Here is a 16,785-nt window from a genome sequence, read left to right on the forward strand (position 1 = left end):
ACATCACACACCTCCCGATCGGCACGAACTCGCACCAGTACACCCAGAATAATGCAAACACCCTATTTTGTTAGGGGCTCTTAGGCAGCCACTTTCGCGCGAGCCTCGAAGATCACGCCTCAACGTCGTGCTCCACCGGGCAGCTCCGCCGACCTCCTGGGGAAGGCTGCAACCCCCACGAGGGCAGCGACTGTTCCTTCAAACCTCGCCACAGGTGCAATGACCCGATCTACACTGATGGCCCTTGAACGCATCTGTTCCCATTGACGCTGGGGGGCCTTATGGCGAGCGCACAGATCTCTGTCATGAGCGGGGACTCCGTACGTGACATGGAATCACTCGCTGACTGGCTCCGAGGCGAACCAGCGTTGACAGGACGCGTACGCCTCAGCGGCCAAGGGCTCAAGCCAGGGGAGCTTGGCAGCGCTGCTGACACCGTCACCGTGCTTCTCGGGGCCGGCGGCACTGGCACGGCGCTGATCGCCACCCTTCGCACCTGGCTCGCCCAGCCGCGACGTAGCGACATCAAATTGAAGATCACCCGTGATGGTGAGGCGACAGTGGAGATCGACGCCAAGCGGGTACGAAGTGCCGATCTTGAGCCTTTGCTAAGGGAAGCACTAGGAAGCGGACAAGGCAGCGACATACAGGAGTGACGTGCGCCTTCCCGACCCACAAACGTCTCGGGTCGTACTGATCGGCGCCAGCCAGTACGCCGACCCGGAGCTTCCCGATCTACCGGCTGTCGCCCGTACCGTCACGGATCTGGCCCAACTACTCACCGATCCGACCTATGGAGTCGTACCAGAGGAGCATTGCACAACCCTGTTCGACAATGGCGACTTGCGAACAGTTGGCCAACGACTGCGTGCCGCCGTTGACGAAGCCGAGGACCTGCTACTTGTCTATTTTGCCGGGCACGGCCTTGTCAGCAGCCGCCGTCACGACCTCTACTTGGCGTTGCCTGATAGCGAATGGGCGGCTCCGGAATTCAATTCGCTTGAGTACGACAAGCTACGAGACGCCGTGCTTGATAGTCCGGCACTCAATAAGGTCGTTATTCTGGACTGCTGTTTCTCGGGGCGGGCTGTAGCGGACACCCTCGCCAGTGACGCAGGGAATATTGAGCAACTGGAAGTTGCAGGGACATACGTACCAACATCGGCGCAACGCGATCAAGTGGCTTTGGCGCTACCCGGTGAAAACCATATCGCTTTTTCCGGCCGACTCATACGCCTGCTGGCTGAGGGGGCCGTCGGCGGGCCAGAATTTCTGACAATCGAGGACCTGTTCCAGCGTCTGCGACAGACCATGACGGCCGAAGGCCTCCCGACGCCGCTCAATCGAGGTGCAGGAACCGCGAATCAAATCGCTCTGAGTGTAAATCGTGCGTTCGCTGCATCCGCAGGACCCGCATTGCGCGAACGTCACGTGGACGCTGTGCAGCAAGGAATAGGCGGCGATTGGAAAAAAGCAGCGACGCTGTTGCAAAAAATTATCGATGAGCAAACTCGCATTCTTGGCCCGAAGCACATCGATACACTGCGCACCCAACAGTCCTATGCACACAGTCTTGGTGCTTCCGGAGATCCGATGAAAGCCGCCCAGCTTCTCCGGCAACTGTTACCAGAGAACATAAATCTGCTTGGACCAGACCACAGCGATACGTTGCGTACCCGGCAGTTTTTGGCTGTGAATATCGGGGAAGCTGGATATCGGGATGAAGCGATTGGCATGTTGCGGGTTCTGCTTGCCGACCGCAGTCGAGTACTCGGCGCCGAGGACCCTCATACGCTGCGAACTCGCCACATGCTTGCACGCAATCTCTTGTTCACGGGATCACGAGATGAGGCGCTAGCCCTGCTGCGGCAATTGGTCACGGAGCGAGAGCGCATCCTGGGGCCTGAGCACCCACACACCCGCAGAGCGTCTGATGATCTCGCGGGGGCGGACGGGGAAGAGGATTAATGTTCGAAAGGTTCACCGAATCAGCGCGACGGGCCACTGTCCTAAGTCATTCGGAAGCGCAATTTTTCGGTCATAGCCACATAGGGACCGAGCATGTCCTATCGGGCTTGGTCTTTGAGGACTACGGTGTTGCCGCTGAAGTCCTCAGAAGTTTCGGCCTTTCACTAAAGGCAGTCCGCCAGCAAATCGAAAAACTCAAGGGCCCGGAAAAGTACGTTGGCCCAGAAAGCCTGCCCTTCTCTCCGCGCGCGAAGGCTGCCCTGCAGGCTGCGCTAACGGAGTCTCTTAAACTGGGCCACAACTACATTGGTCCGGAACATCTGTTGCTCGGCTTGCTTCGACAGGAACAATGCACTGCCTGTCAAATCCTGATTAGGCTGGAAGCACCCCTAGATGAAGTACGCCAGCGGACAATCGAGGTGCTCTCCCGGCACGCAGAATCCTCTGATCGCGCAGTAATGAAGGAGAGGCGAACTCTCGACCGTTTCAGCGTAAACCTCACTCAAGTCGAATCTGAAGATCGGCTGGGTCCAGTGATCGGCCGAGACAAGGAAATAAGTCGGGTCATTCAAATACTTAGTCGCCAAAATCGAAATATCCCTTTGATTATCGGAGAAAGGGGGGTCGGAAAGGACTCCATCGTCGTCGGATTGATGCAAACCATTACTGCTGGGAACGTGCCACCACATCTAGGCGGCCGAACCGTTCACTCACTTGACTTCGCGACACTATTGACCGATCCGCAATTCCGAGGACGCAGCGCCGAGTTGATCTCAAAGATACTCGAAGACATTCGCAACGATGAAGCGCTAATTATTTCCCTGAATGGATTTCTTGCCCCCCTGCACCTTCCTGACGAAACGACCAACGCGTTTAAGCTGCTTCAATCACTCATGACCAAGCCAGAGGTTCTGATCGTTGGCGTCAGCGACTGGTCTGAATATAATGGGCGCGATCCCGATCCAGCATTTGACCGCCTGACACAACTCGTCCCTATCGAGGAGCAGCCGGCTGAGGAAATTCGTGCCATCCTTAAAAGTGTGCGTGGGCGACTAGAGCAGCACCATGAGGTTTGTATAACCGACGCCGCAGTGGAGGCCGCCGTAACGCTCGCACGCGACCATGTACCGGAGCAGCTTCTGCCTGGATCGGCCATAGACTTGCTAGACGAAGCGAGTGCCTTTGCGCGCGTTCGAGAGGCCCGATCGAAAGAACCTCAGTCCCCCAACACACAGAAGACAAAAATGCTCCAAAGAAAGTCAAACGTCGTCGAGCAAAACGCCTCGGTATCGGACGTTGCACTCCGGTTCCGCGAAGAGGAACTGCTCGCTACCCGGAATGATGTGGCGGAACCGGATGCGGACTTGTTGAAGGTGACAGAGGCAGAGGTTGTCGAGGCACTTGCCGTATACTCCGGCACCCTGGCTGCCCCACCCCAGCGAACTCCAGTGACGCACCGCCTTCTGCCCACTGACCATGATCCATATGTCTGGTCCATGAGCTGAAGGCACTGCCTTTGTGTAATATCGTGTGAGGAGTCAAGAATCACGGAGGCTCACGATCCCTCTCTTGGCTACCCAAAAGGCTGGCGGGCGTGCTCGTGGTTTCTATCGAACATCAGGTGTGCGAGCGCTCGACACCCTTCGGGGCTGATGGTCGTGCTCAACGACCTCTGTGTGCCATGGTCGTCGCTGGCGGAGTACTTGTCACAGGGGCCATGAGGTCAGCCTAGATAGGGCCGCTCACGGTGCTCCAGGAAGTGACGGATCCGGAGCCGCTGCGTGTGGTGCATCGGTAGTTGATCAATCTCCTCTGGCTGGATGAACCGCAGCTCCGTGGACTCGTCTGAGATCGCGAGCCGGCCGCCGACCACGCGGGCGGTGAAGCAGACGTTGAACTGTCTGCGCACCTCACCGTCCGAGTAGGCAATGATGTGGCGAGGGTCGGTGTACGTGCCCACAAGCCCGGTGATCTCTACGTCCAGACCTGTTTCCTCCTTCACTTCCCGGACGGCCGCGCCGGGGAGCGAGTCGGTCATCTCCATGCCGCCGCCAGGGAGCGCCCAGAGATCGTTATCTCGTCGGCGCTGGAGGAGCAGGCGCCCTTCGTCGTCGCTAACCACGGCGGACGCGGCGACCACCAGGCTGTTCGGCTCAGGTGCTGCAGGGTCGTCGTAGTACTCCGTCCGTGCCATGGTCACTCTTCCCTCACCGATGTCGCGGTCTCCCACACGGCGTCGAAGCTACTGGCGTAGGTATCGAACATGCCGCCCTCTGCGCTGCGGCGGAGGTGCCACACGGGGGCACCGTAGGCGTTCACGCCCCAGACATGAGCGTTGACCATCGCCTGGTCATCCGCACGATAGATCGAGTTGTAGAGCGTGGTGGCATGGGTCCGCACCTCGATGCCAGGTACCCCAGCAAGGGGGCGGTAGTGCATGAGAGCGAGTCGGCAACGGGACTCGATTCCGTGCCCGAACATCTCCTCCTGGCCGCGCTGTTGGACGTTAGCGCTGTCCGGGTCGCCGATCGCGATACGGACCGCACACCCGTCGCCAGCTCGGTCTCGCAACAAGTCGTTGAGCCGCGGATACGCCTCGTGCAGGAAGACAGCCGCGTACACCAACACGTCAATGTGTTCGCGGGCTTGGGTGAGCATGTCCACAAAAGTGGACACGGGGATGTCCGCCCGCTGGGCGTAAAGAGCCACAAGTTCCGGACTAACAGCGCGGGCAGGGCGAGCCTGCCGGAGCGCGGGCCATAGAGCGTGCACGTCTTCTCCTAGCGTTTCCGCTGCCAACATGGCCGTAGCACGACGCGGCGTCCGCCCCTGATTGACCCATCGTTCGATGGACTTGGGATCGACTTCGACCTTGTCCGCGAGGGCGTTGTACGTCCAGCCGCCGGCTGCCATGGCAGCACGTAACCTCTCGTTCGGCATCCCAATCTCTCCTAAGACCCGGGGACGGTACTAGGGACGTTCTACCCGATGCGGGACGTCCCCAAGTGGGGTTCGGCGGTGGTTCCGACGTCCTGCTGGGCGGCAGGATGCTCGTCCGCATGGCGAGCAAACAGCAGACCAGACCAGGCATCGGTGAACTGGCGAAGGACAGCGCCAGGGGACGTATCGGCGTCGTCATGGGTGAGGTCGGCGGCCGTGTGCAGATAAGGCCGGTCGGTGGCGGCACGGAGTGGGATGCCATGCCGGACAACGTGGTGGCGCTGAGTGCGCGGGAGGAACTGAGCGCACGCCTGGCCATCAAGAACGGCAACAGTCGGGATGGGCTGTGATGCGCGCCATCGGCCGGTACGCGGGAGTCCTGTTCATCATCATGATCAGCGGATCGTGCGGCCTGGTGATCGGCATGGCTCTCGCCATCGGCCAGTAGACCGGCCGCCCCGAACGGGTGCCAGTTCCCCGGCTCCCCCGTCCCCGTTCGGGGCCAGCCATCCAAGCCCGCGTCCTCGTCGTCCATGAACCAGGCTCGGCGACCAATGCGGGCGGTAAGTGCCACGCACCGCCACACACGAGGAGTACTCGCATGACGGCAACAGCGAACGATCAGAGGACCGGTCGCGCGGTGGCTGGTGAGGAGCTGTTCGAGAGCCTCGCCCACTTCGTGGTCGTCCACAACGGGCAGTCGCCCGAGCGTGCCGAGCGGATCGCGGACCAGGCGGTCGCCTTCCTGGTGACGGCGGCCACCGCCACCGTTCCCATGGTCCCCTCGAACGACGTGGACCTCGGCCTGCACGCGCTCATCCTGCACACGAAGGAGTACGCCGAACTCTGCGAGCAGTACGCGGGCCGCTTCCTGCACCACAACCCGAAGCCGGGTGGCGGTGGCCGCGACCCGGAGAAGGTCGCCGCTTCGGCTCGCGCCATGAAGGCCGCTGGGTTCATGGTCTTCGACGATCTCTGGACCGTGAACGGTGAGAACCTCGCGCAGTGCGACTCGGACTGCGGCCGGCCGTACGGCCAGGCCTAGCACACGACAACAGCGACGCGGCCGGCCTCTGCTCATGGTCGGCCGCGTTCGCCAGGAGGGAGAAGCGACCTTGTCCGGCCCAACCCCTGAACTGCCGATCGTGGTGGTCGACGCGCTCATGCCCACGGCGCAGCACCTGGTCATCAACCGCCGGGGCTCTACGGTCTGGGAAGTGGAGAGCCACCGGGGCCGATACGCCGTGAAGCTCGGTTACACGATCGAAGCCACGGCCGATTGGCCTGCGCAGCCCTGGACTGCGCTCGCCCCAGCACGCGAGGGTGCCGTTCTCTATCGCCTCGGCCTCGACGGCATCGCCTACGGCGAGTGGGAGCGCGGAACCTGGAATTTCCAGCCGTGGCACGAGGGGCCGGACCTGTACAGGCTCTGGGAACCCTGCCGTAAGCGAGACTCGTCCATCAAGCCGCACACCAGCGTGGCGCTGGGATGCGTCGAAGCGCTGGCAGAACTCCACGCCAAGGGCTGGGCACACGGTGATGTGCAGCCCGCCCACTTCATCATCGGGCCGGAGCGGACCCATCTCATCGACCTCGCCCTTGCACGAGGTGGGCACGTACCCGAGTGGTACGACTTCCCGTTCCGCGGCTGCCTCGTCCACTACGAGGCACCAGAGATCGCTCGTAGCGTGCTGACAACCGGAGAAGCCGAGCCGACGCAGGCAGCCGACATCTACGCGCTCGGCGCCTCCCTGCTCATCTCCGCCACAGGATGGCGGGCGGTCGAGTACCCCGACGACGCTCCGCGCCACGTGCAGAGAGAGGCAGTGGCGAACGGCCGGCGGCGGCCCGTGAGGGTGCCCGGTGAGCTGGGCGAACTGATCGACGCGATGCTCAGCCACGCCCCGGAGGACCGACCGACGATCTACGAGGTGGGCAAAGCCCTGAGCTGATCCCGCAGCCCCTCCCGCCGAACGTTCCCCGGACGGCGAAGACCGACAACAAGAGACCGGACCACCCCTCAGCCTGGACAGCATTCCGGGTGGTCCGGTCATGAAAGCCCTGATCAGGACCCCGGTGCCGAATGGTACCGGGGCAGTCGGCGTGCCCGGATGCGGGTGCGGCTACAACCCTGGCTTCTTGTTGTCGAGTTGGAGAGGAAAACCCTTGGACTACGGCCGACGGAAACACGGTTCTGACCTCAGCCACCGAAAGTCAGCCACGGCGGCGGGTGCGCCGAACGAGCACCCGTCACGTGTGTCTCCAGCAACCCCGTACCGGCCTCAGCCACGCTTCTTCCATTCGTCACGGCCCTCGCCCCCATCCCGGCCTGGGCGTTGTCGACGCAGATGCCTGGCGCACGGGCCTGCCCGCGGCTTCGAGTCCCATTGGTCGCGGAGCGTGGGCCGGTTGGGTGACGGGGTCTCGCTTGATCGGTGTCGACCTGGTCCTGGTGCTCGGGCTGGTCGGGTTGCTTCCTGGTCTGGCTGTCCGTCTTGGCGTTGCTGCTCGCTGAGCGGGTGGAGGCCGCCGGAGCGGGGCGGCAGACAGGAGCGGCGGCGGCCCGTGGCCGCCAGCGCGCGCGGCCCGCCGCAGGCGGGCCGCCTTGTTGCAGAGACAGTTGAGCTCACAACCCGCGATGGCGCCGCGCTGTCGTATTGCCGCCCCTCTATCAAGGTCATCGGCCCCTGGCATAACCCCGACCAGCGCGCCACCTGAACCTGAACACACGCAGGGGCGCCCCCACCTCGTCCGTCCGGTTGGGGCGCCCCTGCGTGTGTCCGGTGACGTCGGCGTCAGGCCTGACTCTCAGCCGCCTCGGCCTCCCGTTCACTCTCCTTCGCCGTTGCCGCCTGCCGCATGTGCCCCTCCTCGCCGAAGTACACCGACAGACGCGACGTGTCCAGCTTCTTGCCGCCACGCCGCGCGGGTGCCACCTCCACGTAGCCGCCCGCGTTCAACAGCAAATCTCGCTTGCCGGCCATGTCCGAGCGCTTCCACTGCTCGGCGTGCGTCTCGCCGGTCGGCTCCGCCTTCATGCCGCCCGGCTTCGCCGTTCGCTGCTTTTCCTTCAGGGACGCAAGGCGGTCCTCCAGTTTGGTGTACTGCTCCGCGTACCGCCTCGAACCGTCGTCGCCCTTGAACAGGCCCCGGTCGTAGCGGTCCTTCTGCAAGTCGGCCAACGCTTCCTCAGCCTGCCTGATCTGCGGGCGGAAGTCCTCACCCACCTCATGGACCATCCGCATCACGGGAAGGTGCCCGTACTTCGTGAGGAACTGCTCGGTGACGTACTCCTCGGTGGTCACCCCCGCCACAGTCGGCCCGTAGCACTTCTCGCCCGGCTTCTCCTCCCCCTTGGCCGCCCGCTGGCGGTACTTCAGGGGGCCAATGCACCGGTACCGAAGCTGACCGTTGCGCCCGCTGAAGGTGTACATGCGCTCGCCGCAGACTCCGCAGTGCATGATGCCGCGCAGCAGCGACGTCCCCTCCCGGCGCTTCTCACCGGGATTGGCCCGGCGCTCCAACTCATCCTGGAGCGCCTGCCAGGTGTCCGTGTCGAGGATCGGCGGTCGGTTGACCAGGGGCAGACCGTCCGTCCGCAGGATCGGCTTTCCGTCCTCGATGACCTGGCCGAGCAACTGGGGATTGCCCAGCAGGCTGCGCAGCGTCGTCGTGTACCACTGCTTGGAGTCGCTGCGCTTGCCCGTGGTCTGGCGTGAGGTGTGGCCGGGCGACGGGACGCCCTCCTTGTTGAGGTCGTTGATGATCTGCATGAGGGAGTCCTTGGCCAGGACCCGTTCCACGATCTTCCTGATCGTCTTGGCCTCGTCCTTGTTGACCGCGAGGACCTTGCCCGCCCCGTTGGGATTGGGGACGACCATGTACCCGTACGGGACCCGACCGCCGGTGTAGCGACCCTCGCGGCGCAGGTGCTCATGCGCGCTGGACACCCGCATGCCGATGGTGTCGGATTCCAGCTCCGCAAAGACCGCGATGACCTTCGCCATGGCTCGCCCCATGGACGACGTGAGGTCGAGCGGCTCCGTAGCCGACGCGAGCGCGACGCCCTGGTGCTCGGCGAGTCGCATGATTTCCGCGAAGTCGACCGTCGAGCGTGCGAGCCGGTCGATCTTGAAGAACACGATCACGTCCAGCTCGGCGAGCCTGGTCAGAATGCGTTGCAGACCCGGCCGGTCGAGGCCCCGCGAGAAGCCGGAGACATCGATGTCTTCCTCGACAACTATGACGTCCCAGCCACGTGCCTCACACAGCGCCTCGCACGCCGTTCTCTGGCGCTCAGGAGAAGTCGTCTCGTCCGTTTCACGCGATAGGCGAACATAGATAGCGGCGCGCATCCCCGGCGCGTCGGCCGGTACGCCCTTCCGGCGCCGGGCACGGGGCATGGCCCGAGCCATGGCAGGTGTGGTGTCTGTCACGGTGACAATCCTATCCGCGGAGGTATGCGTGTCCTGCCTGATCGTCCAGTCCGACAAGACCCTGCTGCTCGAGGTCGACCACGAGCAGGCCGACGACTGCCGTCGGGCCATCGCGCCGTTCGCCGAGCTGGAGCGGGCGCCCGAGCACATCCACACCTACCGGGTCACCCCGCTCGGCCTGTGGAACGCGCGCGCCGCCGGGCACGACGCCGAGCAGGTCGTCGACGCGCTCGTGCAGTACAGCCGCTACCCCGTGCCGCACGCGCTGCTCGTCGACATCGCCGACACGATGGACCGCTACGGGCGGCTGACCCTCAGCAAGCATCCGGCGCACGGCCTGGTCCTGACCACCACTGACCGGCCGGTCCTGGAGGAGGTGCTGAAGTCCCGGCGGATCACCCCGCTGGTCGGCGCCCGCATCGACCCGGACACCGTGGCCGTGCACCCCTCCGAGCGCGGGCAGATCAAGCAGGTGCTGCTGAAGCTGGGCTGGCCGGCCGAGGACCTGGCGGGTTACGTCGACGGCGAGGCGCACCCGATCGAGTTGCGCGAGGACGGCTGGGCGCTGCGGCCCTACCAGAAGCAGGCCGTGGAGAACTTCTGGCACGGCGGCAGCGGAGTGGTCGTCCTGCCCTGTGGGGCGGGCAAGACGCTGGTCGGCGCGGGATCGATGGCGCAGGCGAAGTCCACCACCCTGATCCTGGTCACGAACACCGTCTCCGCCCGGCAGTGGAAGCACGAGCTGGTGCGGCGGACCTCGCTGACCGAGGACGAGATCGGCGAATACAGCGGGAGCCGGAAGGAGATCCGCCCGGTCACCATCGCGACGTACCAGGTCCTCACCACCAGGCGGAAGGGGATCTACCCGCACCTGGAGCTGTTCGACTCCCGGGACTGGGGGCTGATCGTCTACGACGAGGTGCACCTGCTGCCGGCGCCGGTCTTCAAGTTCACCGCGGACCTGCAGGCCCGGCGGCGCCTCGGGCTGACCGCGACCCTGGTGCGGGAGGACGGCCGCGAGTCGGACGTGTTCTCCCTGATCGGGCCGAAGCGGTTCGACGCGCCCTGGAAGGAGATCGAGGCGCAGGGCCACATCGCGCCCGCCGACTGCGTCGAGGTCCGGGTGAACCTGACGGACTCCGAGCGGCTGGCGTACGCCACCGCCGAGACGGAGGAGAAGTACCGCTTCTGCGCGACCACCGCGACCAAGCGGAAGGTCACGGAGGCGCTCGTCCGCCGTTTCGCCGGGCAGCAGACCCTGGTCATCGGCCAGTACATCGACCAGCTCGACGAGCTGGGCGAGCACCTGAACGCCCCGGTGATCAAGGGCGAGACGTCCAACGCGCAGCGGGAGAAGCTCTTCGACGCCTTCCGTGAGGGCGAGATCAGCGTGCTGGTGGTGTCGAAGGTCGCGAACTTCTCCGTCGACCTGCCGGAGGCCACCGTCGCCATCCAGGTCTCGGGCACCTTCGGCTCCCGCCAGGAGGAGGCCCAGCGCCTCGGCCGGGTGCTGCGCCCGAAGGCCGACGGCCACCAGGCCCACTTCTACTCGGTGGTCGCCCGCGACACCATCGACCAGGACTTCGCCGCCCACCGCCAGCGCTTCCTGGCCGAACAGGGCTACGCCTACCGGATCATGGACGCCGACGAGCTGCTGGCGGAGGAGGCCTGACCGGACCGTGTACGGCCGGGCCCGTGCCGGTGGTGCTCCAGCGCGGCCACCGCCAGCAGGGCCAGCACCAGCAGGGCGTAGGGCGAGGCCAGGGGCTGCTGCCACCAGGGCAGGTGCAGCTCCAGGCCCTTGCGGGGGACCAGCCACATGGTGCGGGTGGTGAAGAGGACGGCGGTGAGCGCCGCCCGGAGGCGGTGGCCCTCGGCCAGGAGTACGGCGATCAGCGGGACGCACCACACCCAGTGGTGGGACCAGCTGATCGGTGAGACGAGCAGCGCGGTCAGCCCGGTCAGCAGCACGCCCCACCGCTCGCGCGGCGCCCGGCACGCGAGCCACAGGCCGACGGCGCCCACCACGACGGCGGGCAGCACCCAGGCCGGGCCGGGTGACGGCTCCCGCAGCACGCGGGCGACCAGGCCCTGCAGCGACTGGTTGGCGGTGATCCACGGCTTGCCCACCCGGTCGGTGTCGAAGAGGTGGCGGGTCCAGTAGTCGACACTGGCCGCGGGCAGGGCGAGCGCGCCGACGGCGACGGTGGCGGCGAAGGCGGCCGTCGCGGTGGCCGCCTCGCGCACGCGCCCCCGGAACAGCAGGTACAGGACGAAGAGCCCCGGGGTGAGCTTGATGCCGGCCGCGACCCCGATCAGCGCCCCCTTGCCGCGGGCGCCGGGCGGCCGGGTGAGGTCCCACAGGACCAGGCAGGCGATCGCGAGGTTGATCTGCCCGTACACGAAGGTCTGGAAGACCGGTTCGAGCCAGACGGCGAGCGCGGTCCCCGTACACACCAGGGGAAGTCCGGCCCGGCGTCCGGCGAGCCGGGCGGAGAGGCGGACGAGCCAGGCGAGCAGGAGCGCGTTGCCCGCGCAGAACGCCACCTTCAGGGCCGGGACCGGCAGCCACACCGTCGGCACGAACAGCAGGGCCGCGAACGGCGGGTAGGTGGCCGGCAGCCGTCCCTCCGTGACCGTGAAGCCGTACAGGTCACGGCCGTGGACGACGGCAGCGCCCTCCGCCTGGTAGACCACCGCGTCGGGCATCGCGATGTCCAGGGCGGTGAACAGGGCCGCGAGGGCGGCGAAGGAGAGGGCGAGGAGTACGAGGGCGGGGGCGGCGTGTGCCGCGTGTGCCGCACGTACTGCGCGTACTGCGCGCGACCGGAGGGCCACCGTCCGTTCTGTCACGGGCCGACCCTAGTAGGTCATTTGCGGCGTGTGCCCGCCTCCTCGCCGTACTCGCCGAGGATGAGGACGTCGAACACGGCGCCCGCGAACACCTTGACGGCGTGCAGGGCGTCGCCCAGGCGGTGCTGACGGCTGCCCTGCACGGCGGTGGCGCCGACCGGGCGAGCGGCGTGGGCCGGGTGGGCTGGATGGGTGACTGCTGCGCTCATGGCTCAAAGGGGGATGGGGGACACAAGGCGGGCCTCGGTCCTCGAAGCCGGCCTCCTTGCCGCCCGCGTACCCCTTCCGGAGGGGCGGCACCCCTTGTCCGGCGCCCGGAAAACCGGTTGGCCTCCGCCCGCCCCGCCGCCCTAGAATCCACCCCCTTGCCCGCCTCCCCCGCGGAGCTCCCGCCCCTCACCCACCACCACCCTCAATCGTGGCCCTTCGGGCCGCCGCGCCATCCGTCCGGACGGAAACCGGCCGGCAGATCCCGCCGCGCACGGCACCGCCACACGGCGCACCCGCCTGTCCCGTAGGCCTTCCGGAGGCACCCCCTTGACCCCGTCGCCGTCCTCACCCGCGCCCGCCGACCCCGCCCGCCTCGCCCAGCCCGCCGACGACCCCCTCGCCCGCGAGCGCTCCCACCTGTCCGCCTCCCGCGCCGCGCTGCGCGCCATGCGCGAGGACGTGGAGTCGCTCGACATCCGCGACGTCACCGCGAACTGGGTCAACGCCGAGGTCCTCGCCCGCCAGATCGACGAGCGCGTCAAGGCGCTGGCCGACCTCGGCGACACCCCGCTGTTCTTCGGACGGCTCGACTACCTGCACGCGCCGGGCGCGGACCGGGCCGAGGGGGCGGACGGGGAGAAGTTCTACATCGGGCGTCGGCACGTGCACGACGCCGACGGCGACCCCATGGTCATCGACTGGCGCGCACCGGTCTCGCAGCCGTTCTACCGGGCGTCCAGGAAGGACCCCATGGACATCGCGCTGCGCCGCCGCTTCGGCTACACCGGCGGCGACCTCACGGCGTACGAGGACGAGCACCTGTCCGACCCGGCCGAGGCGGCGACCGCCGGCAGGCTGCTCCAGCAGGAGATCGAGCGCCCGCGCGTGGGCCCGATGCGCGACATCGTGGCGACCATCCAGCCCGAGCAGGACGAGATCGTACGGTCCGGCCTGTCCGGCACCGTCTGCGTCCAGGGCGGCCCCGGCACCGGAAAGACCGCCGTCGGCCTGCACCGGGTCGCCTACCTCCTCTACGCCCACCGCGAGCGGCTGGCCCGCACCGGCACCCTCGTCATCGGACCGAACCGGTCCTTCCTGCACTACATCGAGCAGGTGCTGCCCGCACTCGGCGAGTTGGCGGTCCGGCAGGCCACGGTCGACGACCTGGTGACCCACGTGGAGGTGCGCGCCACGGACGACGCGGCCGCCGCGACCGTCAAGGGCGACGCACGGATGGCCGAGGTGCTGCGCAGAGCCCTGTACTCCCACGTGACGATGCCCACCGAACCGGTCGTGGTGGTGCGCGGCTCGCGCCGCTGGCGCATCCCGGCGTACGAAGTGGAGGACATGGTCCGCGAGTTGCTGGACCGCGACATCCGCTACGGCGCCGCCCGCGAGGCCCTGCCGCAGCGGATCGCGCACGCCGTGCTGGTGCGGATGGAGCGGGCGGGCGAGGCCCCCGACGACCGCGTGCAGGACGCGGTGGCCCGCAACTCCGCGGTGAAGGCCGCCGTCAAGGCGATCTGGCCCCCGGTCGACCCGGCGAAACTCGTCCTGCGGCTGCTGACGGACGCGGACTTCCTGGCCGCGCACGCCGACGGGATCCTCACCGAGGAGGAACGGAAGACGATCCTGTGGGCGAGGCCCGTACGGTCGGTGAGGTCCGCCAAGTGGTCCGCGGCGGACGCGGTGCTGATCGACGAGGCGACCGACCTGACGGAGCGCACGCCCTCCCTCGGGCACGTGGTCCTCGACGAGGCGCAGGACCTGTCCCCCATGCAGTACCGCGCGGTCGGCCGGCGCTGCACCACCGGCTCCGCGACCGTCCTCGGCGACCTCGCCCAGGGCACCACCCCCTGGGCGACCCGCACCTGGGAGGAGGCCCTGGCCCACCTGGGCAAGTCCGACGCCGTGATCGAGGAACTGACGGCGGGCTTCCGCGTACCGACGGACGTCATCGCCTACGCCTCCCGCCTCCTGCCGCACATCGCCCCCGGCCTGACCCCGGTCGCCTCGATCCGCGAGAACCCGGGCTTCTTCGAGGTCCGTACGACCGCCGGGGACGCCGAAGTGGTCGCCGCCTGCGAGGAGTCGCTGCGCCACGAGGGCTCGGTCGCCCTGATCGCCGCCGACCCCCGCGTCCCGGCCCTCGCCGAGGCACTGACGGCGGCCGGCCTGCCGTACCTGTCCCCGGGGGAGGAGACGACGGCGCGGGCCCGCCTCACCCTGGTCCCGGCCTCTCTCGCCAAGGGCCTGGAGTACGACTACGTGGTCCTCGACGAACCCCGGGCCGTGGTCGACGCCGAACCCGACGAACGCACCGGCCTGCGCCGCCTGTACGTGTCCCTGACGCGAGCGGTCTCGGGCCTGACCATCACCCACACGGCTCCGCTGCCGCCTCAGCTGTCCTGAACTCCGCTGGGCTGGTGCGGCGGTTGCTCGCCGTGGCCGCGCCCGCCCGCGTCGGGCGCGCCCGCGGTCGAGGGCGGCGTTCCGTACGGCCCGTGCGTGCTCTGCGGTTGCGGGTACGGCCCGTAGGGGTGTGGTTGTGAGTACGGCCCGTACGGTCCCTGCGGCTGTGCGTACGGCCTGTAGGGGTGCGGCTGCGGGTACGGCCCGTACGGACCCCAGGGTTGCGGGTACGGCAGGTGGGGTGCGGCCGGTGCGGGGGGCGGGGGAGAGACGTTCCGCGGAGCGTGGCGCCGGGCCAGCCACAGCACGATCAGGGCGTAGACCAGGATCACCGGCACGTCGACGGCGACCAGTTGCCAGGGGGCGTCGGCCGCCGTCTCGTCGGACGCCAGACCGTCCACGACCGCGGCGGACAGCCCGAAGGCCAGCAGGTTGTTCACCACGTGCAGGGCGACGGACGCCTCAAGACCGCCCGTACGGATGGTCAGCCACCCCGCCACCAGGCCGAAGACCAGGAGGTCGGCGAACCCCCAGGGGGTGCCCCAGCCGTGGGCGGCCGCGAAGAGCGCCGCCTGCGGCAGCACCACGACCCACGGGGAGCGGGCGAAGGCCCCTGCCGCCTGCAGCAGCCAGCCCCGGAAGACGTACTCCTCCGCCGCCGACTGCAGCGGCACGAGGACGGCCAGCATGACCAGGGAGACGAGGAACGTCCCCCACCCCACCCACACGCCGTCCGCTTCGGAGCCGCTCCGGTCGTCCGGCAGGAAGAACGCGACCACCGTCAACAGCACCATGGCGGGCACGGCGGCCAGGAGGCACCGGGCCAGCCATCGCCAACGCAGCCGCCCGGTGACCGACGACACCGTGCCGACCGGACGCCGGCCCACCCAGCGCACGACCAGCAGGACCAGCAGCAGGTCCAGGGCTATGACCGCCAGGTCCAGTGCCGTGCCCAGAGCCGGGCCGAAATCGACTTCGCCGTCCGGCAGTTCCGGGTAACCGGCGATCCTCCCGAGCACGTCGGCGAGGACGTAGAAGAAGACTGCGGCCAGGACCGACCCGAAGAGCAGCACCAGGGTGCCGAGCAGCGGCCGCCACCAGCGGTGGTGAGGGGTGTACCGGGCCAGGCGGTGATACGGAAGCCCGGGGAGGTCAGGGGATGTTGCTGTCATGGACGACATCGTGCCTGGCCGGAATGGGTCAGGCGTACGAATTACCCGGCCCCGGCCCCGGCCACGGCCCCGGCCCCGGCCCCGTCCAGCGTCGCGCGCCACCGTGCGACCGCCGCGACGGAGACCGGTCCGTCCCAGCCGCCGGGACGGGCGGCACCGCCGATGTGGAAGGCGTCGATCCCGGCGGCGAGCAGCTCCGGAACATGGTCGAGCCGCAGCCCGCCGCCGGCCATGATCCGCTGCTCGTACCCGGGTTGCCCGCTCCGCGCGGCCTCCGCGACCAGTACGGGAAGCCCGTCGTCCACGCCCCCCGCGGCACCCGCCGTCAAATACGTGTCGAGCCCGGACAGGCCGTCCAACTGCTTGCGCAGCGCGTCCCGGTCGGCGGCACGGTCGATCGCCCGGTGGAAGGTCCACGGACACCCGTCCAGCGCGGCGGCCACCCGCTCGACGGCCCCCAGGTCCACCCCGCCCTCCTCGTCCAGGAACCCGAGCACGAACTCCTCGGCACCGGCCGCCCGCAGCTCGCCCGCGACCCGGGCCAGCCGGGCCGGCCCCCCGGCACCCCCCGCGGAGAACCCGTCCGCGAGCCGCAGCATCACGCGCAGCGGAATGTCGACGGCGACACGGATCGCGGCGACGGTCACGGCCGGCGGGGTGAGCCCGTCTGCCGCCATGTCGGTGACCAGCTCGAGACGGTCCGCGCCTCCGGCCTGGGCGGCGACCGCGTCCTCGACATCGAGGGCGATCACCTCCAGGACTGCACGCATGCTCATAGGACCCCTTTCCTCGGT

General features: G+C 67.6%; 15 protein-coding genes. 8 read left to right on the forward strand and 7 right to left on the reverse strand.

The annotated features are described in order from the left end of the window. Positions 1–305: 305 nt before the first annotated feature. The 3 genes from DEP02_RS33265 to DEP02_RS05465 are packed head-to-tail and all read left to right on the forward strand — an operon-like array spanning position 306 to position 3,473. Positions 306–656 carry an effector-associated constant component EACC1 gene (locus tag DEP02_RS33265; RefSeq protein ID WP_269809345.1) on the forward strand — a complete coding sequence of 117 codons (351 nt, stop codon included), beginning with the start codon at positions 306–308 and terminating at the stop codon, positions 654–656. Between the two features lies 1 nt (position 657). Further along, positions 658–1,968 (forward strand): caspase, EACC1-associated type, encoded by a 1,311-nt coding sequence (locus DEP02_RS05460; protein ID WP_112466192.1) that lies wholly within the window; start codon positions 658–660, stop codon positions 1,966–1,968. After that, positions 1,968–3,473: a Clp protease N-terminal domain-containing protein gene (locus DEP02_RS05465; RefSeq protein WP_112466193.1), complete on the forward strand. Its 1,506-nt coding sequence runs from the start codon at positions 1,968–1,970 to the stop codon at positions 3,471–3,473. Before DEP02_RS05460 ends, DEP02_RS05465 begins: the two co-directional genes overlap by 1 nt. 218 nt (positions 3,474–3,691) lie before the next feature. Here DEP02_RS05465 and DEP02_RS05470 read toward each other — a convergent pair whose 3' ends face one another. Continuing rightward, entirely contained in the window at positions 3,692–4,162 is a 471-nt protein-coding gene (locus DEP02_RS05470) for an NUDIX domain-containing protein (RefSeq protein ID WP_112466194.1), read from the reverse strand. Positions 4,163–4,164: 2 nt separating this feature from the next. Then, positions 4,165–4,908: a helix-turn-helix domain-containing protein gene (locus DEP02_RS05475; protein WP_112466195.1), complete on the reverse strand. Its 744-nt coding sequence runs from the start codon at positions 4,906–4,908 to the stop codon at positions 4,165–4,167. A gap of 107 nt (positions 4,909–5,015) precedes the next feature. Here DEP02_RS05475 and DEP02_RS05480 point away from each other — a divergent pair, with 107 nt between their 5' ends. The 3 genes from DEP02_RS05480 (at position 5,016) to DEP02_RS05490 (ending at position 6,860) form a co-directional block, all read left to right on the forward strand. Further along, complete coding sequence (locus DEP02_RS05480) at positions 5,016–5,258, forward strand: hypothetical protein (protein WP_112466287.1); 243 nt, start codon at positions 5,016–5,018, stop codon at positions 5,256–5,258. A gap of 251 nt (positions 5,259–5,509) precedes the next feature. Continuing rightward, positions 5,510–5,953, forward strand: coding sequence for a glycine-rich domain-containing protein (locus DEP02_RS05485; protein ID WP_112466196.1), 444 nt, complete (start codon positions 5,510–5,512; stop codon positions 5,951–5,953). Positions 5,954–6,023: 70 nt separating this feature from the next. Then, entirely contained in the window at positions 6,024–6,860 is an 837-nt protein-coding gene (locus DEP02_RS05490; protein ID WP_112466288.1) for a protein kinase domain-containing protein, read from the forward strand. A gap of 843 nt (positions 6,861–7,703) precedes the next feature. On the opposite strand, the gene DEP02_RS05495 is transcribed toward DEP02_RS05490, so the two are convergent. After that, positions 7,704–9,401 (reverse strand): recombinase family protein, encoded by a 1,698-nt coding sequence (locus DEP02_RS05495; RefSeq protein ID WP_198668294.1) that lies wholly within the window; start codon positions 9,399–9,401, stop codon positions 7,704–7,706. Here DEP02_RS05495 and DEP02_RS05500 point away from each other — a divergent pair. Further along, positions 9,373–11,016 (forward strand): DNA repair helicase XPB, encoded by a 1,644-nt coding sequence (locus tag DEP02_RS05500; protein WP_232838970.1) that lies wholly within the window; start codon positions 9,373–9,375, stop codon positions 11,014–11,016. The genes DEP02_RS05495 and DEP02_RS05500 overlap by 29 nt on opposite strands. Here DEP02_RS05500 and DEP02_RS05505 read toward each other — a convergent pair. Then, positions 10,971–12,197 carry a glycosyltransferase 87 family protein gene (locus DEP02_RS05505; protein ID WP_438947728.1) on the reverse strand — a complete coding sequence of 409 codons (1,227 nt, stop codon included), beginning with the start codon at positions 12,195–12,197 and terminating at the stop codon, positions 10,971–10,973. The two genes, DEP02_RS05500 and DEP02_RS05505, sit on opposite strands and share 46 nt — an antisense overlap. A gap of 17 nt (positions 12,198–12,214) precedes the next feature. Further along, on the reverse strand, positions 12,215–12,406 hold the full coding sequence (locus DEP02_RS05510) for a hypothetical protein (protein ID WP_112466199.1): 192 nt from the start codon (positions 12,404–12,406) through the stop codon (positions 12,215–12,217). Positions 12,407–12,854: 448 nt separating this feature from the next. On the opposite strand from DEP02_RS05510, the gene DEP02_RS05515 reads away from it, so the two are divergent. Next, positions 12,855–14,819: a HelD family protein gene (locus DEP02_RS05515; protein ID WP_232838976.1), complete on the forward strand. Its 1,965-nt coding sequence runs from the start codon at positions 12,855–12,857 to the stop codon at positions 14,817–14,819. Here the strand turns inward: DEP02_RS05515 and DEP02_RS05520 are convergent. Then, a complete protein-coding gene (locus DEP02_RS05520) occupies positions 14,807–15,991 on the reverse strand; it encodes a CPBP family intramembrane glutamic endopeptidase (protein ID WP_198668295.1) in 1,185 nt (394 codons plus the stop codon). The genes DEP02_RS05515 and DEP02_RS05520 overlap by 13 nt on opposite strands. A 41-nt stretch (positions 15,992–16,032) precedes the next feature. After that, positions 16,033–16,767, reverse strand: a complete 735-nt coding sequence (locus DEP02_RS05525) for a copper homeostasis protein CutC (protein WP_112466202.1) — start codon at positions 16,765–16,767, stop codon at positions 16,033–16,035. Positions 16,768–16,785: the final 18 nt, after the last annotated feature.

The sequence above is a fragment of the Streptomyces triticisoli genome, assembly GCF_003270085.1.
Classification (GTDB): Bacteria; Actinomycetota; Actinomycetes; order Streptomycetales; family Streptomycetaceae; genus Streptomyces; species Streptomyces triticisoli.